This window comes from Pseudonocardia alaniniphila, assembly GCF_022524485.1.
In the GTDB taxonomy this organism is placed as follows: domain Bacteria; phylum Actinomycetota; class Actinomycetes; order Mycobacteriales; family Pseudonocardiaceae; genus Pseudonocardia; species Pseudonocardia alaniniphila.
In genome coordinates this window covers 355,688-378,351 of record NZ_JAKXMK010000004.1, presented here as the reverse complement: position 1 = coordinate 378,351, position 22,664 = coordinate 355,688, and the positions used below count along the sequence as shown (strand labels likewise).

Annotated in this window: 26 protein-coding genes and 2 tRNA genes; 23 read left to right on the top strand and 5 right to left on the bottom strand. The window is 66.7% G+C overall.

What is annotated here, in order from left to right; all coding sequences use genetic code 11:
- Window positions 1–7 precede the first annotated feature (7 nt).
- The 5 genes from MMF94_RS06530 to MMF94_RS06510 all read left to right on the top strand — a co-directional run bounded on the left by MMF94_RS06530 (window position 8) and on the right by MMF94_RS06510 (window position 5,959).
- On the top strand, window positions 8–1,624 hold the full coding sequence (locus tag MMF94_RS06530; RefSeq protein ID WP_338104167.1) for an AMP-binding protein: 1,617 nt from the start codon (window positions 8–10) through the stop codon (window positions 1,622–1,624).
- 49 nt (window positions 1,625–1,673) lie between these two features.
- On the top strand, window positions 1,674–2,558 hold the full coding sequence (locus MMF94_RS06525; RefSeq protein WP_241035353.1) for a sucrase ferredoxin: 885 nt from the start codon (window positions 1,674–1,676) through the stop codon (window positions 2,556–2,558).
- Window positions 2,559–2,668: 110 nt separating this feature from the next.
- A complete protein-coding gene (locus tag MMF94_RS06520; protein ID WP_241035352.1) occupies window positions 2,669–3,769 on the top strand; it encodes an acyl-CoA dehydrogenase family protein in 1,101 nt (366 codons plus the stop codon).
- A gap of 61 nt (window positions 3,770–3,830) precedes the next feature.
- Window positions 3,831–4,340, top strand: coding sequence for a PH domain-containing protein (locus MMF94_RS06515; protein WP_241035351.1), 510 nt, complete (start codon window positions 3,831–3,833; stop codon window positions 4,338–4,340).
- Complete coding sequence (locus MMF94_RS06510) at window positions 4,337–5,959, top strand: PH domain-containing protein (RefSeq protein ID WP_241035350.1); 1,623 nt, start codon at window positions 4,337–4,339, stop codon at window positions 5,957–5,959. Before MMF94_RS06515 ends, MMF94_RS06510 begins: the two co-directional genes overlap by 4 nt.
- 15 nt (window positions 5,960–5,974) lie before the next feature.
- On the opposite strand, the gene MMF94_RS06505 is transcribed toward MMF94_RS06510, so the two are convergent.
- Entirely contained in the window at window positions 5,975–7,534 is a 1,560-nt protein-coding gene (locus MMF94_RS06505) for a helicase HerA-like domain-containing protein (RefSeq protein ID WP_241035349.1), read from the bottom strand.
- A 102-nt stretch (window positions 7,535–7,636) separates the two neighbouring features.
- Here MMF94_RS06505 and orn point away from each other — a divergent pair, with 102 nt between their 5' ends.
- The 6 genes from orn (at window position 7,637) to MMF94_RS06475 (ending at window position 10,057) form a co-directional block, all read left to right on the top strand.
- Window positions 7,637–8,272, top strand: coding sequence for an oligoribonuclease (orn, locus tag MMF94_RS06500; protein ID WP_241035348.1), 636 nt, complete (start codon window positions 7,637–7,639; stop codon window positions 8,270–8,272).
- A gap of 34 nt (window positions 8,273–8,306) precedes the next feature.
- Window positions 8,307–8,379: transfer RNA gene (locus tag MMF94_RS06495), tRNA-His, on the top strand.
- Between the two features lie 87 nt (window positions 8,380–8,466).
- Window positions 8,467–8,542: transfer RNA gene (locus MMF94_RS06490), tRNA-Lys, on the top strand.
- A 356-nt stretch (window positions 8,543–8,898) separates the two neighbouring features.
- Window positions 8,899–9,102: a hypothetical protein gene (locus MMF94_RS06485; RefSeq protein ID WP_241035347.1), complete on the top strand. Its 204-nt coding sequence runs from the start codon at window positions 8,899–8,901 to the stop codon at window positions 9,100–9,102.
- Between the two features lie 295 nt (window positions 9,103–9,397).
- Complete coding sequence (locus MMF94_RS06480) at window positions 9,398–9,616, top strand: hypothetical protein (protein ID WP_241035346.1); 219 nt, start codon at window positions 9,398–9,400, stop codon at window positions 9,614–9,616.
- Window positions 9,617–9,796: 180 nt separating this feature from the next.
- The gene (locus MMF94_RS06475; RefSeq protein WP_241035345.1) at window positions 9,797–10,057 is read left to right on the top strand and encodes a hypothetical protein; all 261 of its coding nucleotides are present in this window, start codon (window positions 9,797–9,799) and stop codon (window positions 10,055–10,057) included.
- On the opposite strand, the gene MMF94_RS06470 is transcribed toward MMF94_RS06475, so the two are convergent.
- Window positions 10,058–11,416, bottom strand: a complete 1,359-nt coding sequence (locus MMF94_RS06470) for a tyrosine-type recombinase/integrase (RefSeq protein WP_241035344.1) — start codon at window positions 11,414–11,416, stop codon at window positions 10,058–10,060.
- 300 nt (window positions 11,417–11,716) lie between these two features.
- Here MMF94_RS06470 and MMF94_RS43695 point away from each other — a divergent pair, with 300 nt between their 5' ends.
- From MMF94_RS43695 to MMF94_RS06420, 11 genes are all read left to right on the top strand, one after another.
- Complete coding sequence (locus tag MMF94_RS43695) at window positions 11,717–12,055, top strand: helix-turn-helix domain-containing protein (RefSeq protein ID WP_379660277.1); 339 nt, start codon at window positions 11,717–11,719, stop codon at window positions 12,053–12,055.
- Entirely contained in the window at window positions 12,052–14,049 is a 1,998-nt protein-coding gene (locus MMF94_RS06465; RefSeq protein ID WP_241035343.1) for an AAA family ATPase, read from the top strand. The genes MMF94_RS43695 and MMF94_RS06465 overlap by 4 nt, the downstream gene beginning before the upstream one ends.
- Before the next feature lie 559 nt (window positions 14,050–14,608).
- Complete coding sequence (locus tag MMF94_RS06460; RefSeq protein WP_241035342.1) at window positions 14,609–15,094, top strand: hypothetical protein; 486 nt, start codon at window positions 14,609–14,611, stop codon at window positions 15,092–15,094.
- A gap of 51 nt (window positions 15,095–15,145) precedes the next feature.
- Window positions 15,146–15,331, top strand: a complete 186-nt coding sequence (locus tag MMF94_RS06455; RefSeq protein WP_241035341.1) for a hypothetical protein — start codon at window positions 15,146–15,148, stop codon at window positions 15,329–15,331.
- A 550-nt stretch (window positions 15,332–15,881) separates the two neighbouring features.
- Window positions 15,882–16,103, top strand: a complete 222-nt coding sequence (locus tag MMF94_RS06450; protein WP_241035340.1) for a hypothetical protein — start codon at window positions 15,882–15,884, stop codon at window positions 16,101–16,103.
- Window positions 16,103–16,285 carry a hypothetical protein gene (locus MMF94_RS06445; RefSeq protein ID WP_241035339.1) on the top strand — a complete coding sequence of 61 codons (183 nt, stop codon included), beginning with the start codon at window positions 16,103–16,105 and terminating at the stop codon, window positions 16,283–16,285. Before MMF94_RS06450 ends, MMF94_RS06445 begins: the two co-directional genes overlap by 1 nt.
- Window positions 16,285–16,881, top strand: a complete 597-nt coding sequence (locus MMF94_RS06440; protein ID WP_241035338.1) for a hypothetical protein — start codon at window positions 16,285–16,287, stop codon at window positions 16,879–16,881. The genes MMF94_RS06445 and MMF94_RS06440 overlap by 1 nt, the downstream gene beginning before the upstream one ends.
- A 1-nt stretch (window position 16,882) precedes the next feature.
- On the top strand, window positions 16,883–17,020 hold the full coding sequence (locus MMF94_RS06435) for a hypothetical protein (RefSeq protein WP_241035337.1): 138 nt from the start codon (window positions 16,883–16,885) through the stop codon (window positions 17,018–17,020).
- Between the two features lie 489 nt (window positions 17,021–17,509).
- Window positions 17,510–18,073, top strand: coding sequence for a hypothetical protein (locus tag MMF94_RS06430; RefSeq protein ID WP_241035336.1), 564 nt, complete (start codon window positions 17,510–17,512; stop codon window positions 18,071–18,073).
- 31 nt (window positions 18,074–18,104) lie between these two features.
- Window positions 18,105–18,296 carry a hypothetical protein gene (locus MMF94_RS06425; protein ID WP_241035335.1) on the top strand — a complete coding sequence of 64 codons (192 nt, stop codon included), beginning with the start codon at window positions 18,105–18,107 and terminating at the stop codon, window positions 18,294–18,296.
- 83 nt (window positions 18,297–18,379) lie between these two features.
- Window positions 18,380–19,048: a hypothetical protein gene (locus tag MMF94_RS06420; protein ID WP_241035334.1), complete on the top strand. Its 669-nt coding sequence runs from the start codon at window positions 18,380–18,382 to the stop codon at window positions 19,046–19,048.
- Window positions 19,049–19,175: 127 nt separating this feature from the next.
- On the opposite strand, the gene MMF94_RS06415 is transcribed toward MMF94_RS06420, so the two are convergent.
- Both MMF94_RS06415 and MMF94_RS06410 read right to left on the bottom strand, forming a co-directional pair.
- Entirely contained in the window at window positions 19,176–19,529 is a 354-nt protein-coding gene (locus tag MMF94_RS06415) for a hypothetical protein (protein WP_241035333.1), read from the bottom strand.
- A 10-nt stretch (window positions 19,530–19,539) separates the two neighbouring features.
- Window positions 19,540–19,758 carry a hypothetical protein gene (locus tag MMF94_RS06410; protein ID WP_241035332.1) on the bottom strand — a complete coding sequence of 73 codons (219 nt, stop codon included), beginning with the start codon at window positions 19,756–19,758 and terminating at the stop codon, window positions 19,540–19,542.
- A gap of 1,179 nt (window positions 19,759–20,937) precedes the next feature.
- On the opposite strand from MMF94_RS06410, the gene MMF94_RS06405 reads away from it, so the two are divergent.
- Complete coding sequence (locus tag MMF94_RS06405) at window positions 20,938–21,942, top strand: helix-turn-helix domain-containing protein (protein ID WP_241035331.1); 1,005 nt, start codon at window positions 20,938–20,940, stop codon at window positions 21,940–21,942.
- Window positions 21,943–22,048: 106 nt separating this feature from the next.
- Here MMF94_RS06405 and MMF94_RS06400 read toward each other — a convergent pair whose 3' ends face one another.
- A complete protein-coding gene (locus MMF94_RS06400) occupies window positions 22,049–22,588 on the bottom strand; it encodes a hypothetical protein (protein ID WP_241035329.1) in 540 nt (179 codons plus the stop codon).
- Between the last annotated feature and the right edge of the window lie 76 nt (window positions 22,589–22,664).

Here is a 22,664-nt window from a genome sequence, read left to right as displayed (position 1 = left end):
TGAGGCCGTGATCGATGTGCTCACGCGGGTGCTGGCAACCGTGCAGACGGGTGCCGAGGAAGCAGTCGGATCGGGACGCGCGATCGTGGCGCTGACGCGCTCCGGGGTGGTCCGCCCCATTCGCCCCGACCGGCTACTCGGGATGGGTCTGGGCCTGGTGCGCTACGGCTTCAGCATCACGGCCATCTACGAGATGGGGGCGGCCCGGCATCCCGACCGTGCCGCGATCATCGACGAGGACGGCTCGCTCACCTACGGCGATCTGCATCGCCGGACCGACGCCATGGCCCGCGGTTTCGCCGCCACCGGCGTCGGTCCCGGGGTGCGCGTCGGAGTGCTGTGCCGCAACCACCGCGGCGCCGTCGAGGCACAGGTCGCGGTGGGCAAGCTGGGGGCAGACGTCGTTCTGCTCAACACCGGGCTCTCGGCCGGGCAGCTCCGTGACGTCGCGACAGAGCAGAAGCTGCACACCGTCGTCGCCGACACGGAGTTCGGCGCGGCGCTGGCCGGGCTGCCGGAGGACTGCTCGGTCGTCCACGACCTCACCGAGCTGGACGGCTCCGGTTCCCTGCCGCTGCGACCTCCTGCGGGCCGCACGATCGTCCTCACCTCCGGCACCACCGGCACGCCCAAGGGCGCACGCCGCCCGCCGCCGCGCAGCCTCGCCCCCGCGGCGGCGATCCTGTCGACGATCCCGTTGCACGCCGCCGAGCCGGTGCTGATCGCGGCACCCCTGCTGCACACGTGGGGTTTCGCCGCGCTCCAGCTGGCCGCGCTGCACGGAGCGCCGGTGGTACTGCGGCGGAAGTTCGACCCTGTCGGCTTCCTGCACGCGGCCGAGGAACACCGCTGCGACGCCGTGTTCGCCGTGCCGGTGATGCTCAAACGGGTGCTGGAGCTGCCCGCCGCGGAGCTCGACGCCGCGTGGGCGACGCACCGGCCGCGGATCGTGGCCGTCAGTGGATCAGCCCTGCCCGCCGATCTCGCCACGACGTTCCTGGACCGCTTCGGCGACGTGCTCTACAACCTCTACGGCTCCACCGAGGTGTCCTGGGTGAGCATCGCCTCGCCCGCCGACCTGCGCGCCGCACCCGGCACCGCGGGCCGGGCCCCGGCCGGCACCCAGCTGGTGGTGCTCGACGAGGACGGACAGCCCGTTCCCGTCGGCACCGAGGGGCGCATCTTCGTGCGCAACGACATGCCGTTCGAGGGCTACACCCGCGAGGGCACCGACGTCGAACGCTCCGGTGGGCTGCTCGGCACGGGTGACATCGGCAGGCTCGACGAGCACGGCAGGCTGCACCTCACCGGCCGGGCCGACGACATGATCGTCTCCGGCGGCGAGAACGTGCACCCCGGACCGGTGGAGGACCTGCTGGCCGCCCGGCCGGAGGTGCGCGAGGCCGCCGTGACGGGCGTCACCGATGAGCAGTACGGCCAGCGGCTGGCCGCGTACCTGGTCCTCGAGCCCGGCTCCTCCGTCGATCCCGACGACGTCCGTGACTGGGTGCGGGCAGAGCTCAGCCGGTTCTCCGTGCCCCGCGACGTCGAGTTCGTCGACGAACTGCCGCGCAACGCCACCGGAAAGGTCGTGCACCGGGAGCTTCGCTCCGACCGGAGCTGAAGGAGGTGTACCCACCTGAGTTAGGGCAGCCTTGGATACGCTGCCGGGGATGACTGACGGACGTGTGGGCACTGCACGGTGCGCGGTACTCGCTCGCGCTCTCGGCGAACCGCTGGCCGGAACGAGCCCGGTCGCATCCCGCTGGGTGTGTGTGGAGCACCGGGGCGCGTGGCCACGGGCCGTCGCCGGCCACGCCGACCCGTCGGTCGCCGCCTTCACCGCGAACGCCGAGGCCGGCGGGTGGCGGCTGCTCTTCATCCGGCGTCCGGGCAGGCGGTGCGACGATCCCGACGGCCCCTCGCGCGTCTATTTCACCGACACCGCGCCGGGCGCGGCTACAACCACCGTGCTCACGGTGGCCGGGCCGGCGGAGCTCGCCGACGTGCCCCTGCCCGGACCGGGCGACTCGCTGCCCGGCGCCGCGGTCCCCGACCCCCTGCTGCTGGTGTGCACCCACGGCAGACGCGACCGCTGTTGTGCCCTCGACGGGCGAGCGCTCGCCACGGCCCTCACCGGCGTGGACGAGCTGGACGTCTGGGAGTGCACCCACCTCGGCGGCCACCGTTTCGCCCCCACCGCGCTGGTCCTCCCCACCGGGTACGCCTACGGACGGCTCGACCAGGCGGCAGCGGTCGCGGCGTACAAGGCAGCCGCGTCGGGCGAGGTCGAGACGGCGATGTGCCGCGGGCGCTCGACGTGGACGCCGGCCGGCCAGGTGGCCGAGCTGGCGGTCCGCGCCGCCACGGGGCTGCGTGACGCCGGGGTGCTGCGGGCCGACCACGCTCCGGGCGGGGCGATCGTCACGGCGCGGGACGGCAGGCGCTGGTCGGTCGACGTCGCCGAGGTGACAGGTGGGGCACGCCCCGCCTCCTGCGGCGACGACCCCGTGCCGTCCAGGGCGCTGCGGGCGGCCGGGATGCGTCGGCTCGCGTAACGTCCACGCGCGTGATCCCCCCTGCGGCGATCCCTCCGATGGCGCCGTCTCCCTCCGAGTCCCCTTCTGCGGCAACGTCCGTCGCGGCCCTCTTCGCGCCCGAACCTCGCGTGGCCGAGCATCCGGCGGTTCGCGCCGCCGCCCGTATCTCCGCGGAGGTGCTGGCCCCGCACGCCGAGGCCGCCGACGATCCGGCCCGTGGCGTCGACCCCGCCCACCTCACGCTCATGGCGGAGCAGGGCCTGCTGTCGGTGAGGATCCCGGCCGCGGAGGGCGGCCACGGTGCCGACGACCGGGTGGACGCGGAGACGGTCGAGATGGTGAGCGGGGCCTGTGGAGCCACCTGGTTCGTCACCACCCAGCACCGCTTTCCGCAGGCTCTGTCCCGCGGTCCACTCCCGGGACTTCCTCCGGAGGCCATCGAGCTCGGGCCCGCCGCCGCCCGCCACCGCGCAGGGCTGGCCTCGGCGAGCACCGACGCCGGCATCGCGATCGCCCACATCCGCAGGCCAGGGCCGCCGGCGGTGCGCGCGGAGGCCCGCGGCAGCGGCTGGGTGTTCTCCGGCGCGGCCGACTGGTGCACCGGCTGGGGCCTGCTCGACGTCGTCATGATCGCGGCGTCCACCCCCGACGACCGGTTCGTGCTCGCTCTCCTGCCCGCTGCAGAACGCCCCGGCCTCCGCGCGGGCGCAGCGCTCCCGCTGGCCGTCATGGGTGGTACGCGCACCGTCGCCCTCGAGATGGACGACCTGCAGATCGACGCCGAGGACGTACTCGCGATCATCGACGCCCCGGCGTGGCGCACCCATGACGCCGCTCGCACCGCCAACACCAGCCCGGCGTCGATGGGCCTGCTACGCCGCGCCCTTGTCGCGCTCGCCGAGCTCGGCAAGACGCGCGACCGGCCGGAGGCCGTCGAACTCGCTCTGGCGCTCGCGGAGCGCGCCTCCCACGTCCGGGAGGAGGCGTATGCCCTGCTCACCGGCGTGCCGCTGTACGAACGGGTGCCCGAACGGACGATGCTGCGTGCCGAGGTCGCCGAGCTGGCGGTGCGTACCGCGAACGCACTGATCGCCGCCCGCTCGGGCAGTGCGCTGCTGCTGTCCAGCCCGGAGCAGCGGTGGGCCCGCGAGGCGGCGTTCCACCTGATCCAGGCACAGACGGCGGGAGTCCGCACCGCCCAGCTGAAGGCCTTCGCCGGCCCGGAGTGATGCGGCCCGGCGCGAGGCGGAACCACTTCCGGGCTCCTTGGATCACCGGCAGACTCCTGCCATGGCCACCGCCGCCCCGCCCGCTCTACCGCTTCGCCCACCCGCCCACCAGGTCAGCCCGCGGGCCGTGCGGTGGTGGCAGCTGCGGGCCGCGTTGACGCTGGTGGTCCTCGTCGTCCCGCAGGTCGTCGTGCTGGTCGTGATGGGCGCGGGAGCACCGGGCTGGCTCACCTGGACGGCCACGGCCACCGCTGTGGCCACCCTCGGCTACGCGATCCTGGTGCCGCCGCTGCTGTACCGGATCCACCGCTGGGAGGTCACGCCCGAGGCCGTCTACACGCTGTCGGGGTGGCTGGTTCGGGAGTGGCGCATCGCCCCGATCTCCCGCGTGCAGACCGTCGACACCGAACACGGACCGCTGCAGCAGCTGCTCAAGCTGGCCACCGTCACCGTCACCACGGCCTCGGCGCGCGGGCCGGTCAAGATCAGCGGCCTGGAGGCCCACGCCGCCGCCGAGCTGGCCCGCACGCTCACCGAGACCACCCAAGCCACCCCGGGCGACGCGACATGACGCCTGGAACCGACGTCGACGCCACCGGCGCCGACGCGCCGCCCGTCATCGAGACGCCGTGGCGACGGCTCGACAAACGGATGCTGGTCGTGAGCCCCATCGCCGGCCTCGTCCGGTTGCTGCCGGTCGTGCTGATCCTGCTCGTCACCGGACGGCAGGGCACCCCGATGCAGGTGTGGTTCCCCCTCGGGATCGGCGTGCTCGTCGTCATCGGGGGCGTGATCCGGTGGCGGACCACCCGCTACCGGATCACAGCGGACCGCGTGGAGCTGCACACGGGGTGGCTGCGCCGCCAGCGACGCTCGGTGCCGCGCGACCGGATCCGCACCGTGGACCTCACCGCCAAGCTGCTGCACCGCATCTTCGGGCTGAGTGTCGTACACGTCGGGGCAGCGTCCGGATCGCCGATGGAGAGCGCCGGGCTCCAGCTCGACGCCGTCAGCAAGACGGAGGCCGACCGGCTGCGCCGCGAGCTGCTGGACCGCACGTCCACCGCGGCCGGTCCCGGGACCGTCGAACGCGCCCCCGTGGCGCCACCGCGCCCACCCGCCACGGAGCTGGCCCGGCTGAACTGGTCGTGGCTGCGCTTCGCTCCGCTGACGTTCTCCGCGATCGCCGGCATCGGCGCGATGGGGGCGGCGGTGTTCAACCTGATCGGCGAGCTCGGTGTCGACCCGCGCGACATCCCCGCCGTCGACGACGCAGCCGACCGGCTCACCAGCACCCCGATCTGGGCCACCATCGCGGTGCTGGCGGCGCTGCTGCTGGTGGTCGCCGTGGTCGGCGCCATGGTGCTCTTCGCCGAGCGCTGGTACGGCTACCGGCTCACCCGGGAAGCCGGCGATCCCGAGGCTGCTGCCACCCCGTCCGCCGGGATCGGCACCGGCACGCTGCGCGTCCGGCGAGGTCTGCTCACGCGGCGCTCGCTCTCGGTGTCCGAGCAGCGGCTGCGCGGGGTGGAGGTCGTCGAGCCGCTGCTGCTCCGAGCCGGGCGCGGCGCCTGCTCCAAGGCGCTCTCCACCGGCCTCACGCGCTCCGCACAGGGCGGGGCGCTGCAGCCGCCCTGCCCACGGCCGGAGGCACATCGCGTGGCGTCGGCGGCGCTGCGCGAACAGCCGCACGAGATCACGCTCGCCCCGCTGCGCAAGCACCCACCCGCTGCGCTGCAACGACGCATGACCCGTGCGGTCCTCCCCACCGGCGTGCTGGTCGCGGGCCTGTTCGTCGCCGGGTCGGCCGTGCCCTTCCTGGCCGAGCTGGCGGTACCGAGCCTGCTGCTGCTCCCGCTCACCGCCCTCGTCGCCCTCGACCGCTTCCGGAACCTGGGCCACGAGCTCACCGCCCGCTACCTGGTGAGCAGGCAGGGCTCCATCCAGCGGCGAACCGTCGCGCTCCAGCGGGCAGGCGTGATCGGCTGGACGTTCCGGCAGAGCATCTTCCAGCGCCGGTCAGGTCTCGTCACGGTGGAGGCGATCACCGCGGCGGGCGCGGGCGGCTACCAGGTGCTCGACGTCGCCGCTGCCGACGGCGTCGCACTCGCCGACGCCTCGGTTCCGCACCTGCTCACGCCCTTCCTCGCGACAGCCGCCCCGGCGGATCCCCAGCTCGGCCCCCGGTGAGATGGGCGCGACCTGTCACCTCCGGCGGGTGCCGAACATGCCGCGCGTGATTTCCCTTCCCAGCGCGCTCGCCGCCGACCGGAGGAACGACTTGACCACCGGCGAGGCGAGGACGTCCTCGACCATGTTCGGCTCCTCGCGCTCGCGACGCGGCGGAGGCTCGTAGACGGGCGGCAGGACGTCGGCGGATGCCGGAAGGGGCGGCGGCTCGGCGATCTTCGCCGTGAGCCGCTCGTAGGCCGACTCCCGGTCGACCGTCTGCCCGTACTTCGCATAGAGCGGGGACGCCTTGGCGGCGGCGGTGACGGCGTCGTCGCCGATCGCGGCCATCAGCGAACGCGGTGCCCGCATCCGGGCCCAGGCCACAGGGGTGGGCGCACCCCGTTCGGAGAGCACTGTGACGATCGCCTCGCCGATGCCCAGCGAGGTGAGCGCCTCCTCCACGTCGTAGGTCTTCGTGTTCGGGTAGGTGCGGACGGTCTTGGCCAGCGCGGCCTGGTCGTCGGGGGTGAACGCCCGCAGTGCGTGCTGCACGCGCGCGCCGAGCTGCGAGAGCACGTCGTTCGGGATGTCGGTCGGCAGCTGGGTGCAGAAGAACACGCCGACGCCCTTCGAGCGGATGAGCTTCACCGTCTGCTCGATGCGTTCCAGGAACGCCTTGGACGCGTCCGTGAACAGCAGGTGCGCCTCGTCGAAGAAGAACACGAGCTTGGGCTTGTCCAGGTCGCCCGCCTCGGGGAGGTCCTCGAACAGCTCCGCGAGCAGCCACATGAGGAACGTCGAGTACAGGCGCGGGTTGGCCGCCTGGTCGGACAGCTCCAGCAGCGTGACGACCCCCTTGCCGTCGACCTGCCGGAGGAGGTCGGCGGGCTCGAACTCGGGCTCACCGAAGAAGGCCTCCCCGCCCTGGGCCTCGAGGTTCACCAGCGCCCTCAGGATCACCCCCGCGGTGGCCGAGGAGACCCCGCCGATGCCCTTGAGGTCGGCCTTGCCCTCGCTGCTGGTCAGGTGCTGGATGACCGCGCGCAGGTCCTTCGTGTCCAGCAGCGGCAGCCCGCGCTGGTCGGCCCAGTGGAAGATCAGCCCGAGCGTCGACTCCTGGGTTTCGTTGAGGTCGAGCACCTTCGACAGCAGGATGGGCCCGAACTGTGTGAGCGTGGCCCGGATCGGGACGGCCGAGCTGCCGCCGCCGAGCGACATGAAGTCGACGGGGTACGCGGTGGCCACCCAGTCGTCCCCGGTCTCCCGGGATCGCTGCTCGATCTTCGGTCCGGGCTCACCGGGCCGTGACATCCCCGACAGATCGCCCTTGATGTCGGCCAGGAACACCGGGACCCCGGCATCCGACAGCTGCTCGGCGATCCCCTGCAACGTCTTGGTCTTGCCGGTGCCCGTCGCACCGGCAACCAGGCCGTGCCGGTTGAGCGTGGCGAACGGGATGCGCACGCGCGCTGACGGGTCGACCACCCCGTCGACAACGACCGTGCCCAGTTCGAGGGCGGCCCCGTCGGTGGCGTACCCGGCGGAGATTTCCCGTGCTGCAGAGCTCTGATCAGCGCCGATTGTGTTCTCCACGGGCCGGAGCCTAGCCGGAGGGCACCCTTCCGGCAGGGCTGCGAACGCGACTCACCCCGCGCGGGGGGCGGTGGCTGCGGCCCCGGGCCTAATGTGACGGGGGTGAACGACCGTCTGGTATGGATCGACTGCGAGATGACCGGGCTGGATCTCCGGCGCGACGCCCTCATCGAGATTGCCGTCTTGGTGACCGATGGCGACCTGAATGTGCTCGGCCGCGGTGTCGACGTCGTCATCCATGCGGACGAGTCGGCGCTCGCCGGCATGCCCGACGTCGTGCGTGAGATGCACGCCCACTCCGGCCTGACCGAGGCCGTCCGTGCGTCGAACGTCACGATCGCCGAAGCCGAGGCACTCGCGCTGGCCTACATCCGTGAGCACGTCCCGGAGCCGCGCAGCGCCCCGCTCGCCGGCAACTCGATCGCCACCGACCGCGGCTTCCTCTCCCGCGACATGCCCGAACTCGACGCCCACCTGCACTACCGCATGGTCGACGTCAGCTCGGTGAAGGAGCTGTGCCGCCGCTGGTTCCCCCGGGTGTTCTACGCGAAGCCCGAGAAGGGATTGGCGCACCGGGCGCTCGCCGATATCGAGGAGTCGATCCGCGAGCTCGAGTACTACCGGCGCACCCTCTTCGTCGCAGCGCCGGGACCGACCACGGAGCAGGCGCAAGCCGCTGCGGCGCAGGTCGCGAGCCAGGAGGTAACCCGGTTCGATGTTGCGGAGCCGCCGCGCTAGGCTTGTGGAGGTTCCGGTCGAGGCCGGAACCATGGTGGGTGTAGCTCAGCTGGTAGAGCACCTGGTTGTGGTCCAGGAAGTCGCGGGTTCGAGTCCCGTCACTCACCCTGTGTCGGGGCTACCCCCGCCGCACGGCTCGGAGGATGAACGTGTAGCGTTCCTCCTCGGCGCCGAGCGGTAGGGCGTCACGACATGCGCCGCTAGCTCAATAGGCAGAGCAGCTGACTCTTAATCAGCGGGTTGGGGGTTCGATTCCCTCGCGGCGCACCACCTTTTCCCTGGTAGATCGCTTGTAAGGCGATCTTCGCCCCTCACCACACCAACCAGATGACAACGGTGTGACAACGGGCGTGTTCCGGACATACCCGACACGTCCGGTGCGGTAACCGCCATGTACTCTCCCTCCGAGAGGCACCCAGAACGGCGTACCGAAGCCCGATCGATCGTTCCTGTCTTGTCCGGGATCGCGCACGACCCCCGGCCGAGCCAAGACAGTGAACGTCACCCCAAGGATCAGGCCAGGATCGCCAACTCTGTTCCCGCGGAGAGCAGTACACGTAGGTCCCAGACCCGGGCCACATGCTTGCGACGCTCGGCGCAGGCGGCCCTTGGTATTGGGAGAGTACGTGTCCGACCTGCTCCTGATCGCCCTCGTTCCGCTGGCCAGCCTCTTCTTCGTCCTCGCGTTCTTGCTTGTCGTCTACCTCAAGGGCGGCAAGGAAGACCTCAAGGTCGCCGCTGATGCTGTGCACAAGGTCCGAAGCGTGGGCGTGGGGCCAGCGATCCGTGCTGCGATCGGCGCGATGAAGTCGATCAAGCGCACGCCCTGAGATCGTCTGCACGTTCGCGCCTATGTCATCACATGCACGCGCATCGTCAGTCGCGCCCACGGACACGCTGGGCCGTCGCACGGTGGGCGTGGTGATACTCCTCGCGGGCGCGTGGCGATGGTCCGGTACGCTGACCGGGACAAATCGCCAACTTCGAGAACATCCGCACCCCGGCTGCCTCGCTCCATCCGAGCCGCCGCCGACCGAGAACACATCTGCACACCCCGCACAGCAAGCCGAAGCATTCGCAACGCGTGACGGTGCACCCAGCCACCAGAGCGCGCAGGAGAGACGCGTGTTCGACGTTAGCTGGGTTTTTGCTGCCTGCATGTTGGCGGGCGGAGCGCTCATCATCGAGGCGCTTGGCAAGATTTTCCACTTGTGGATCGTCCCGGCGATCATGCGGAAGCAGAACATGCCAGAGGCGAAGATCCACGACTACCTGCTCAAGCAAGCCAACCGCGTCAACCTGCTTGTGCAGATCCTCGCCCTGATCTTGAAGCTCAAGAAGTGATCAGCGGGCAGCACCGGAGTGGGTGGTCGTCACGGTGCGGGTCGGCACTGCTACAGTCCGCGAGTCCCTGGGATGGGAGAATCCCTCTAGCTGAGGAGCGGCCTTGATAGATCGCGAACAAGCCTGGCTCTCGGGCTTACGGCGATCTCGATGCCGTGACCTCAGAAAGGTCTTCTTCCCATGCCCTTCATCGACTTCACCTGGGTCGGTTTCGTCTGCCTGATCGCGCTGATGGCGGCGTGTAGCGAGAGCGTCATGACGTTCCTCGACGTCCACCTCACCAGCTGGTCGCTGCGTCTCCAGGGTGTTCCGCCCAAAGACATCCGCAAGATCGCGATCGCTAAGGCGAAGAAGCCGCGCCGCAACGTCGTGCTGCAGGTCCTGGATCGCTTGATCAACTTCCTCATCGAGATCGCGAGGATCTTTCGCGGACGGAAGTGATCAGCGTGCAGCGCGGGGCACGAGGGCAGCCGCGGCTTCTGCTGCTGCCTGTGCGACCTCGGGGTAGACCGACGTATACGTGTTCGCGGTCAGCGCGATGTTGGAGTGGCCCAGGGTCTCCTGGACCGTCTTCATCGAGACGCCGGCCGCGAGCATCAGCGAGGCCGCCCCATGCCTGAGGTCGTGCAGGCGGATGGGCGGAACCCCAGCGTCCACGCACAGGTCGTAGAAGCGGTCGGTGACGTGCTCCGGATCGAGCGGCCTTCCGTCGCGTGTGGTGAAGACCTTCCCGGATTCGACCCACTCGCCCCCGGCCGCGAGCCGATCCGCGAGCTGCTGCTTGCGATGGGCCTTGAGCGCCATCACCGTGCCCGCATCGAGCGCGATGGTCCGCTCCCCCGCGTCGGATTTCGGCGTGTCCTCGTGCACCACACCGCCGATAGAGATTCGCTGCCGAACGATCGTGATGGTGCCCCCGGCGAGATCGACCTCGGGCCACTCAAGACCGCACGCCTCGCCCCGACGCAGCCCGCGGAACGCGTACAGGTGCCAGAGCGCGTACAGCGGATCAGCGCTTGCGCTGTCCAGAAACGTTCCGAGCTGATCGGGCCGCCACACCATGACCTTGGAGGGTGTGGAGACAGCCGCACGGGCCTTCTTCAGACGCATGCCCTTCGCCACCAGCACATCCACCTCGGCTTGCCAGCGCTCGACCCTGTCATCGGTCCACACCAGCCCTTTGGGCCTCTTCGCGCTGGGCAGCTTGACCAGGGCGGCCGGATTCGTCGTGATGAGCCCCTGACGCAGCGCGTCAGAGAGAGCCGTCCGCAGGGTCGCCCGGATTCGTTGCACCGAGGCAGGACCCACCGGCCGTATGGCCTTGCCCCGCCGACATAGCTCGTTGTGGCTGTCGATCGCCGCGAACACCGTCGCCACGTGTTGCACGCGTAGGTCAGCGAGCCGTAGGTGCCCGAGGTGTGGGTCCCAGTAGCGGTCGATATGGCCCGTGTAGCTGCGCAGCGTGTTGCGCTTGATGTCCTTCTTCGAGCCGATCCATTCCCGCAAGTACTGGCCCACGGTGAGGCGAGAGGCGACGTCGATCCCCCGGGCGGCCTTGCCTTTGAGCTCGTCCATCGCTGCCTGCGCCTCGCGCTGGCTGTCGTATCCGCCCCGCACGATCTGCTTCCGGCTACCCCGCTCGCCCTCGACGGAGATGGCGAAGGTCCACGTGCCATGCCTCGGATTCCATGCGCCGTCGGGCCGCTTGAGCTGCGGGCAGCCCTTGCCCAGCTGCTTGCGCGTGCCGTTCTCGACGACAGTGCACCCACACCGCTTATAGATGTGTCCCTTGCCGCTCATACTGGTCCTTCTTTCTGGAGATACGACGATGACCCCCGAGCGACTTCGCTCAGAGGGCCATCGGTTGGTGTGGCGTGTTGCTGATCTGACCGTAGGACAACTCAGAACCTCGTCCAAACCGTTACAGGCCGCGTCGACGCGTTGTCTTCAGTGCGACCAGCGCAAACAGGTTCTCTGTGATTCGGATTGCCGCAGTCTTGACGCACCACGTCTCACTGGCGACACTACCTGCAGCTTTGTGCATGCGTGTGAGGTGTATCACTGACGCCTTGCCCTCTTCAAATTGTTCATTGTTACATTATGGGCATGACCTTGAAAGGAGAACCGATGCGTGACTGGCGCACAATTGCCGAGGTAGCAGACATATTTGGAGTAACCGTTCAGACGGTCCATCACTGGATCAGGAGGAATCACTTGCAAGCCGATCAAGCGAAGCGAGGCACGTGGCTCGTTCACGATTCAGCGATTGAGCGGTTCATAGCGCATCGACACGCGGCGAACACACAGCCTTCTGCCAGGGCCGGAAAGACAAGTAGCCGACCGTCAGTCAGAATCGACCCCAGCAAGAGGTACCGACTCAAGGGCACGGGCGAGATCGTCACCGGCGCTGAGCTGCTGAGCAGGCGGACCGAGGCGTGAGCGCAGTCATTCTCGACTTCAGCAAGACCCTCGATCCGTACTTCGACGATCTGTTCAGCGACGCTGAGGGCTACGTGGCCGTCTCGTATGGCGATGCGCCCAACAAGGCGGTCTTCTACGAGTGGCCTGCGGAGAAGGGCAAGTTCCTCGCCGACGCGGCGAAGCACAACGCCACGACCAACGTGTTCTTTTGCCCGGCTCTGCGACAAACGACCGACACCACACCCGAGGGCGGTCTTAGCGCCGAGGTCAGTAAGCCGGTCGAGCCGATGTCCTGCCTCTGGCTTGACGTCGACTACTTGTCCGACGCCGGAGAGCCGAAGGCGGTTGACCAGATTCTCCTGCGCCGGCTCGTCAGCAAGGGCGCATGGCGCTCGCGGTCCGGCCGTTCAGCAATGATCGACGGTCGGCGGGTGTGGAACGAGCACGACATTCTGCCCCTGGCCGAGGCGGTCGACCTTGCGACGCACCAGCGCCTGAACAAGGACCTCAAGAACGCTGTAGGTGCGGATCATGCGCAGTCTCATGTGAAGTGGCTCCGCGTACCGACCTTCACCTCATACAAGCCGGTGCTCCCACACCCGCGCGAGGTGATGATCACGGCGAGGCCGACCGAGCGATGGACGGTCGACGAACTGGAGGCGCTGATTCGTCCCCAGGGCTCTCCGCGACGCGCGACGAAGCGACGACAGGGCACAGGTACGACGGGACGTCAGCGTCGATCTGAAACACGCGTAACGAGCCTCCTGCGTCGATACGCGAGCGAGGGTGGCAACCGCAGCGACCAGTTCCACGGCGTCGTGCTCGCGGGTGTAGAGGACGGGGTGAGCCTGGATCGCCTCGCGGAGCTGCTGGCCGGTCACGTGGTGTCGGAGCGGTTCGAGCGCGAGGGCCGGTTCCAGGAGATGCTCGAGAAGTCCGCCGAGCAGGCCACCACACCACCTGATGCGGTGCCAGTGCGCAAGCTCCGGGTCGTGCGGGCGTCGAGCGTGAAGGCGCGCCGTCAGAAGTGGCTCTGGACCGACCGCGTGCCGACGGGAGCGCTGTGCCTGCTTGGTGGCCGGGAGGGCTCGGGTAAGTCGACGGTGGGTGTGGACCTCGCTGCTCGCGTGACCCGTGGCGAAGTCGAAGGCGAGTACCACGGCGTGCCCCGCAGCGTGATCTACGTAGCCACTGAGGACGCGTGGGAGTACACCCTCGTGCCGCGCCTCATCGCAGCCGGAGCGGACATGGAGCGAGTCTTGTTCGTGGAGGCTGACGAGGCGGGGGAGACGGACAACGTCAACTTGCCCACGGACAACGAGCAGATGACCGAGCTGATCAAGTCCGAGGACGTCGGCCTGGTCGTGCTCGACCCCATTCTGTCCGCGCTCGATCCGGACGTCGACGAGCGCCAGCAGCGCAAGCTCAGGCGAGCTCTGGAGCCGATCAACACCATGGCTGACGAGGCGGCCTGCGCTGTGCTGGGCATCGTGCACTTCAACAAGCGGCAGGACTCGGGCGACATCGGCGTGATGATCTCCGGGCTGCTCGTGTGGTCCCAGGTGTGCCGGGCGTCGATGGCGATGGTCAAGCATCCCGAGGAGCCGGATCAGTTCGTGCTCTCCAACGGCAAGAACAACCTGGCTCCACCTACCACACCGAGCCTGCAGGGACGCACTGTCGAACACTGGGTGAATACCGACGAGGGCCAGACCCGCACGTCCAAGGTCGAGTGGCTCGGGGAATCCCCGCTGAGCGTGTCCGACATCTTGGCTCCGCCGAAGTCGGAGAAGCCCCGCAGTGCGATCGATCGGTGGCTGACGGGCCTGCTGACTGAACACGAAGGCGGCGTGCCCGCTACCGAGGTGTACCGCCTCGGCGACGAGCACAACCCGCCGTTCAGCGAACGCAGCCTACAGAGGGCGCTCAAGCGGATCGAGGGCACGTCGGACCGTCCAGACGGCTACCAGGGCAAGGTCGTCTGGTCACTTGATGTCGAAGAGCTGACCTGACCCGCCGCCCTCGATGTGCGCATGCGGGTATGGCGGGTATGGCGGGTATGGGGACAGCCTCGCGGGCGCATATACACAATAATACTGTACTTTTTCTCTTTATATATTTATATGGCGGGAATGCATACCCGTCATACCCGCCATACCTGCGTGCGCCGTCGTGCCCTGTCGTGAATGGGGGAAAGCCAAGTTTCGAGACCGACCGCCTGAATGTCGTATCGTGCTCGATGACGGCGACCTTGGAGGAGAAATGAACGTCACGCGATCGGAACTGTGCCCGTTCTGCACGGCTACGCGAGTGGTGATCAACCGCAATAGCGAGGTCCTCTACGTCTACCACGAGCTGACCTGCCCTCGCGGACAGGGGCATCGTGAGTTCGTCTTTGACGGAAACCGACCGCTACGTCTCATCAGGGACAACCCGGTGGGTGTGGGCTAGACCGACTGCGATGCAGGAAAGAACTCGTAACTCCCACGGACCAGGACGCGAGCTCGCGCACCCGCTCCCACTCTCCCACACAAACACCCACAAGATATAAGCACAAGAAAGGAATCCACAATGACCACTCCAACCGATGACCAGACAATGGCGGCGTTCGATGAGGCCGCCCGAACGGTCAGTGCAGCACCCAGCGTGCGTGTGGAGAGAACGCCCGTCACCAATCGCGTGATCCAAAAATGGTTGCTCGGCGGGAAGTTCAAGTACGGACCGGTGAACCGTCCGTCCGAGGACGATAAGCACGGCCGCATGGGAGGCTCTGTTGACTGGACCTCGTGCCGTCATCTCCCCACACCGCAGCTGTGTTTCGGTCTCGCCGCCCTGCCCGGGCACCTGATGTGCGCTGACTGCTTCCTCGCGGCCGCTGCAGAATCGCCGAATTCCTGCGACTGGTGCGACAAGTTCGTAGAGACTGACCTCTATCCCGCCATCTATCCAGTCGGACCCGCCATCGTGCTCATGCTGCTCTGCCACGAGCACGTGGTGGGCGAAGACCCCCATTACTGGAGAAAGCATGTGCGCAACACACTGTTGTCACACAACTGACTATCTGCACCTATAGACCGAATAACTGACCAAGTATCAGGAGGAACGGCAATGCATGACGACGGTACTTACATCGACCCCGCGTTCGACCGGCCCCGCCGCAAGCGCAGCGACTACGAGCCGCCCGCAGGTGTGGTGAGCCCGTCGGCCGGCGAGCTGCTGCGGGAGATCTACACGTCCGATCCGACCGATCCCGGCCCTGTCGACACGCCCGGGCGACGCAGGGCGACGCGATGACAGTGTCTGTAGCACCGCCTCAGATCGCCGTAGGACGTCCAGGGCAATCTCGCCCGGGTGACGCCACCGTCGCGACGATCCAGACGATCAGGGGGCGAATAGGGACCGGCTTCGGATGTCGCATCTGCCGCGCTTGTTCGCCTCGCACCCAGGGCCGTGTGGCGATCGCTGTCTGCAGGCGCTGGATATGACACACGTTTGCTTACACTAATTGAATGCTGGGGCAATACGAATGCCTTGCCTCGCCCTAAAGCCCTGGCGAATAATCACTACCCAGCGATTTGGAGGTGAAAGATAATGGGTGCACGCGGCAAGGTCAGTCTCTACGGGAATCAGATCCCGATTCGATTCCGCAAAGACTCTGAGACTCAGATCCGCGTTCTGGCTGCCATGTGGTCCGTGACCATACCGGAAGTCGTGCGCATCCTCACTTCTGAAGCTCTGGCATCAAGAGAAGCTGATCAACAGATTGGAATGGCAGACAATGGCTAGGCAAATCGATGTGGAGAATCCCTCCGCGGATGACCTGTTGTGGTTGCAGGACCGCAACATGACGCTTGAGCAGTATATTCGGAATCAGCAGATGGCTGAGGCTCTAGAAGACAGCGTGATGGCGAATGAGGCGAGCCATGACCCACGGTGCGCTTTCGGTCCGTCGTCAGATCGCTCTACGCCTATTGCCGGCCGACTCTACTTCGACACGGATCTCAACAAGCTGATTATTGGCACAGGCGACGGCTGGGTTCTCACCGACGGAACGGAGGTCGACTGATGGCACACACGAGGGCCAACAGCAAGGCTCGACAGGACGAGCTGGACAGAATGTTCACGATGATCACTGATTGCGAGGGTGTGGTCACGCAGGCCGAGGCCCGCGACCAGCGATTCGCCACTAGCGATAGCGCCAAGGCGAAGGCCAACCGCGAGCGCTTTCCGGCGTTTGGAGAGGCCTGATGATGCACCAGACTCCGTCCGGTAGCCACCCCGGATACATGTCGCCCCGACTCGCCGACATGCGGCGCGTGCTCGACGAGGAGCCCCTGTCGGACAAGCAGCGCAGGCTCGTTCAGCGGGCTCTCGCCGACATCGAGGGCGACTGGAAGAACAGCCACACCGACGCCTACGAGAGGGGCCTCGCCGCCCGCGACGAGCAGCACGATGAGGTGCTCGAGGTCGCCGGCATGTTCTGTAGCCAGATCTCCGACGCGCACGAGGACGTCCGCCACGGCCGAAAGTCGGCCGCAGAGGTTCGCGCCTGGCTGCGAGACGTGCGGGCGGACTTCGAGAAGCTCACGCAGCAGCACCGCGGGATCGAAGCCTCCGAGGACAGCCTCGCTCAGCTGGAGGCTATGGATCTCGACGACTACCAGGAGCAGCAGTTCACACGCTTCCCGTTGGTCCGACAGGGTGCGCCCACGCTCAATTCCAAGCTCCAGACAATCGCCAGTCGGCGCGAAGCTCCCCGTTTCAGCGCCCTGAGCAAGGCCCAGATGGACGCTGACCAGGACGAGCTCCAGCGTGTGCTCCGCCGCGAGCTTGGGCGGCGCTGACATGCAGGACGTCATCGTTCTCAGGCAGAAGCTGGTCCGGGACCTGAAGAAGCCCAGCATCCCACGCGATGTTCGCCAGCTGGGTGTGGAGGCAATCGCACTGCTCGACATGGTGCGTCGGTCACGCACCGATTCGTGATGTCTGGCCTCGTCCCTGGGGCGCTGCGCATGCATCGAGGGGGAATCACCACCCTCCCGCGCGCTCAGCGTCCTGGGGACGATCTCAGAGCCGGTAGGAGCAAGCCACGGCACGCAAGTACTGGAAGCCCGGTCGACGTCCCGTCGTCAGGGTCCGGACTGACTCGTTCGAATGGCGCACGTGGAAGGCCATCCAGCAGTGGTGCACAGATCCCAACGATGAGCGTTACCCGAAATACGGCGGTCGCAGTGTGGTCGTGTGTGACCGCTGGCTCGACTCATTCGCAAACTTCGTACAGGACATGGGCGGTTACGACGGTCGCCCGCCGGGCACCGTACTTGCCCGCATTGACAGGACGGGCCCGTTTTCGCCAGACAACTGCTACTGGAAGGAACGGGGCGCTTGATCAGTACGACACGATCTGCACACACATAAGACTTACTGCGCCGATAGACCACTTAGCTCATATGGAATCAGAAAGAGGAAATCATGACCACACCTGGCCGCGAAGCCAAGAATGCCCGTGATCGTGCACGCAGAAAGGCAGCCAAAGCGGATGTGAGCGCCGAAATCGAGATCCTCTATAAGCCACTTGACCAATGGGACGACGAGGAACTGGCTCGCGGGCGACCTCGAGATCCAGACGGGCAATTTAGACGCGGTCCTCGGCCGAAGTGGCTTACGGCAGCGCTGCAGGCTGAACGTCTGCGACGGGCGCGGGAGATGTTGGCGTACGACCTGGCCTCTCTGGCGTCTGATGCCCAACAGGTGCTGCACAGCACCCTGACGAACCAGGAGGTCGACGACTCCGGCAAGCCCGTTGTTCCTTTCTCGGTGAAGGTCGACGTCGCGAAGTACGTCTACGACCAGTTCATGGGCAAGGCCCGCACCAGCGTTGACGTCACGACCCATAACCCGCTTGAAGACCTGCTTGGCTCGATCCTCGTCAACCCCGACGGCGAGGCGAGCCACACGGCCACGATCATCGAGGGCGAGGTCGTGGACCCAAGCGAACTCGACGACGTGCCCGAGCACCTGCGCCACCCGACGTAACAGCGCGGGATCACCCGACGACTGACCGCACATGCAGATGGATGAGGCCAAGCAGCTGCGTGCGGAGTGGGCAGCGAAGGGCTCCCCTCCGTGTGATCATCCGCAGCTCCTCAAGGAGTACTACCTCGGCACCCAGACCGGCGACAAGGTCTGCACGACGTGTGGCGAGGACTTCAGCGAGGCCGAGTGGCGCGCGATGCAGGGCCGCCCTGCGCGTAGCTGACGAGCTGTACGGCCCGCTCATCAACTTGACCGAGGCTGCCAGTAGCCTCCACGCGATCTCGGGCTGGTGGGTGGAGGACTAGGGTGTCTGGCTTCGAACTTATCTCAAATATTGCGACCGCAGCATTATGGCCGCTTGTGATACTACTCCTCGGGATCATGTTTCGCGACACACTGAAATCTGTCGTCGAGAGAATAACCAAGCTCGAAGCATTTGGCGCCAATATCGAAATCGCGAAGTCGGTCGAGAAGCTTGACGCGGCTGCAGATTCTGTCGAGCTTGACGCGGCGATTCGCGACCCTAAGCATGAAGAGGCAGACAAGGGAAAGGGCTCCAATGGCTCGGCAGCCAATGGCAGTTTCGTAGCTCGTGAGGCGCCATTGCGTCATCTGGTTGAAGTTGCCAAGCTAAGCCCCGCCGCAGCCATCGTTGACGCATGGCGTGAAGTCGAGAATAATCTCCTGTCTTACTGGCAAGCCGCAAAGACCATTCGAGAGTTGCCCGAGGAGAAATACCAGAGCGCCGCCCGGATCGCTCAAATACTCCGCAGCTTTAAGATGATCACTCCTCAGCAATATGAGCTGCTGAATCAACTCAGGTCGACTCGCAATGAAGTTGCACATGGCCAGGGACAGCCTTCAGAAGGTCAAAGCCTCGCATATCTGGATGCAGCCGGCTTGGCGATTAAGACACTCGCTGCTGATCGACGCGCCATCAAACGTGGCGAGTTCGATGTCCCAGCGCGTCCCTGACGAGCCGATTCACGTCGCCCTACACGTCACTGCCCCTCATGCCTGCCGGACGCCCACGGACGATCTCAGGCGTCCATACGAAAGCCCCACACCCAACGATCGGGTGCAGGGCTGACGTAGTTGCTGGTCAGGCGGTCTTACGTGCCCTCGCCGGCTTGGCGGGCGGCTCCAGCGGGGCGTCGTCGGCAGGCTCGGGCAGTCGAGCGAATGCGTCGCCAGTCGTCTCGCCCGCATCATTGCCGGGTGTGGATGCAGCCTCAGCGGCTGCGGCCTCGGCGCGGGCCTTAGCGGCGGCCTCACGTTCGGCCACCCAGGCGTTGAACCGCTTCTTCAGCGTCGGCAGCTGGCTGGCTTCGAACGCGTACCGGCCACCGGCCCCAGCGTTCTGGTAGTCCTTGCTGGCTCGGAGGAATTGCCGCAGCGTTTTCGGTGTGGTGTCGCACGCCTCGGCAGCGGCCTTGGTGGGGACGGTCTCGCTCATTGTTTTCTCCTCAGTCGTTGTACAGGTCGGACTCGGCCATCAGTTCGATGATCTCGTCCATGACGGAGTCGCTGATGTAGCCGAATTCCTCGGTGATTACCGAGCGGGCCTCGGCGATCGCTTCGTCAGGCGCGTCCCGTTCAAAGTTCACCGCAGCTATCAGATCAAGGCCGGACAGGTTGAAGCGATCGGCGATCGCGACGAGGCGTTCGAGCAGGCGGTCAGTCACGAGACGAACGTAGGACGAGGTCGCCGCCGGTCCCTAGGACGATGACCTGGTCCGATGGGCTGAGTCCCGGTCGGCGATCACGTGATACCGAGCATGGTCCATCTGGGCGTTTGCATCGTCCAGTGTGATCGCGCCACACAGCCCGCAGATATGCAGCTTGACTTTGCCCGCAGAGGTGAAAATTGAGAACGTCTGGAGTGGCCTGATCCAGCGCCGTATGTTCATAGAAGCGATGTTAGGAGTGGCTAACGCCCGGACATAGGTGCAGACGTCATTGTGTGTGTGCGTGTGACAACGCGCGTCATCGCACGTCGATCAATACCGAAGCGGATAAAGCAGGTTCTGCCTGCACAGATGGCGTTTGCGCCATTGATGGGATGATCCGCCGTTTGTGCAGGTGGGTCTTCTAATTGCTGACTCTTAATCAGCGGGTTGGGGGTTCGATTCCCTCGCGGCGCACCAGTTCAATCCTCATCTCGGTCCTCGGGCCGAGCTTTTGACGGCTGTCCTTGACAGCAACGCCCTCAGGACAGCTGATCATCGAGTTCGTCGGGCGCCCTCCGCTGGGAGTCCAGGTTCTCGTGCGCTCGGCTGGGAGTGCCGCGGACGACGGTGCAGATCTGGCAGCGCCGGTTCGCGCAGCAGCGCTTCGGCGGGCGGCTCGATGAACCGCGGCCGAGACGCGCGCAGCAGTGATCGTCAGTGGGGCCGAACCGCCGTATGCCTTCCGGATGTGTGCGGGGCCGCCGTTCGACCGAGACGGGCGGCCGGTCTGCCTGGTGATGATCGTCATTTGGGGCCCCGTAGCCGTGTATCACCCGGTTTCCGACCCCGATCTGCTGATCATGGTCGAGTACCAGGCCCGCCGCCCGGCAAAGCATGAGCCGCCCGCGCCCGACGATGGGCCGCACAGCCGGGAAGCCCTACGTGTGGGTCATCCAGCCGCGGGCCGGGGCGTGATCGGGTAGGCGGGACCGAGGTTCGGGGTCGACGCCGCCCTCCCATGCCGAGCGCAGGCCTCGATCGCGGGATGACCCCCGAGTGGTATTGACGGCCCGTAGAATTCAATTTGCAGGCGGGCCGATTATATGGATCTTCGCCAGCGTCTCCGTGTGCCATTATTTACATAAATCGGAATATTGATTTTGTGACAGGCAACGCCGGAGTTAGCCTCTCCTTGTGCAGATTCGCGAGTTCTCTGGGGAGGAGTTCGAGGACGTCGCCCGTGAGTTCCTCATACCGACGATCATCCGGACTGGTCCCGACTTTCGCGGGCGGATGGCGTCGGTGGAGTTGGGCGGCGGCTTGACACTCGCACAGTCACGCTGGGGGCCGAGGTCCGCGGTCCGGACCGGCCGGATGGCAGCGAGAGCGTCGGAAGGCGACTTAAGGCTCCTCCTCGTACAGGTGTCCGGCGCGGTTCGCATGGTCCAGCGCGACCGTTTCGCCAGGCTGACTGCCGGTATGGGGCTTTTGAGCGAGGCTTGCAGTCCCTCCAAGTGGGCCGCGCGCAGCGAGAACCAGCAGCTGACCTTGTCGTTCTCCCGCGAGTTGCTGCCGCTGCGTTCCGCCGAGATCACCGAGGCCTGCGCACGCACGATGGATCCCGCGTCCCCGGCCATGCAGACGCTGTCCGCGTACCTCGGTCGGTTGTTCAGGATCGCCGACGGCCTCACCGCGCCGCAACGGATGGACGCCGGGCATGCCGCGATCGACCTACTCGCCATGGCGCTGCGGGACGTCGTCCCCTCAGTCCCGGGCAGCGACGGCTCCGCCACGGTATTGCTCGACATGATGCTGATGCATGTCCGCGAACACCTGGCCGACCCGCACCTGCAGGTCGAGGAGCTGGCGCGGCGGCACAACGTGTCGGTCAGTCACGTGTACACCCTGTTCGAACGGATCGGAACCACACCTGGTGCGTACCTGCGCGAGCAGCGGCTGCTCGCGGCGCAGGCGATGCTGCTGGACCAGCGGTACGCATGGCTCGACACGACGGACATCGCGGCAGCGGTGGGGTTCGTCGAACCCAGGACGTTCCAGCGGGCATTCCGGCGGCAGTACGGGATGACTCCCAGCACCTGGCGCCGTGAGCGATCCCGTACCGGATCTGCTCCCGCAGTTCTCAAGGAGGCAATGCCTCCCCTACGAGAAAACACTCGGCCCGGATACGGCAGATGTTGAGCCACGGTCATGGCCGAACTCGCGGAGTCGGTCGATCCGGGGCGACCCGCGACCGGATCGCGGGGTCGCGCCGGCCTCGGTGCCACCGACCCGCCATGGTCGGCCGTTACCGGACCCAGCGTTCCACGTTCTCGGTGATCGACTTGAACTGCTTGTGCTCGATCGACTCGACAGCCCGGTCGAGTTTCCGCAGGTGCCGAGACAGCCACAGCCAGCGCGTGGCTCGTGACGACCATGCGACCCGGCTGACGATCTCCGCCGCGTCGAGCAGCAGGTCATAGAGCCCCTGAGGCAGAGCCGCGGCTTCGGGGTCCCCGTAGCGCTCGACCTCTTCGAGTGTGTAGTGCAGGCAAGCGGTCGAGAGCTGCACGTAGCGGACAATGGAACGGCGAGGTATCCGGGCGATCAGCGCTGCGGTTTCCAGTTGCCGGATGGCGCCTCGCAGCCGCGCGATGTCCTCCACGTCGGTTCCACCGTGGCCGGGCCACCGGGCGGCCTCCACCGCGGCAAGCTCGGTGAGTACAGCCGCACGGCTTTTTCGCCGGTCCTTCCCGGAGGCGAACCACTGGCTGATGATCGTCGCGATCCCGAGTGCGCCGAGGACCGAGACGAGGAGCGGCACGGCGGTCGCGAGATCAGTCGGCACGCCGTGGAGCCTATTGATCACAGACCGTGCTGGAACGATCGAGACAGATCACGATTGCCGGCCGATGACGCGAGGC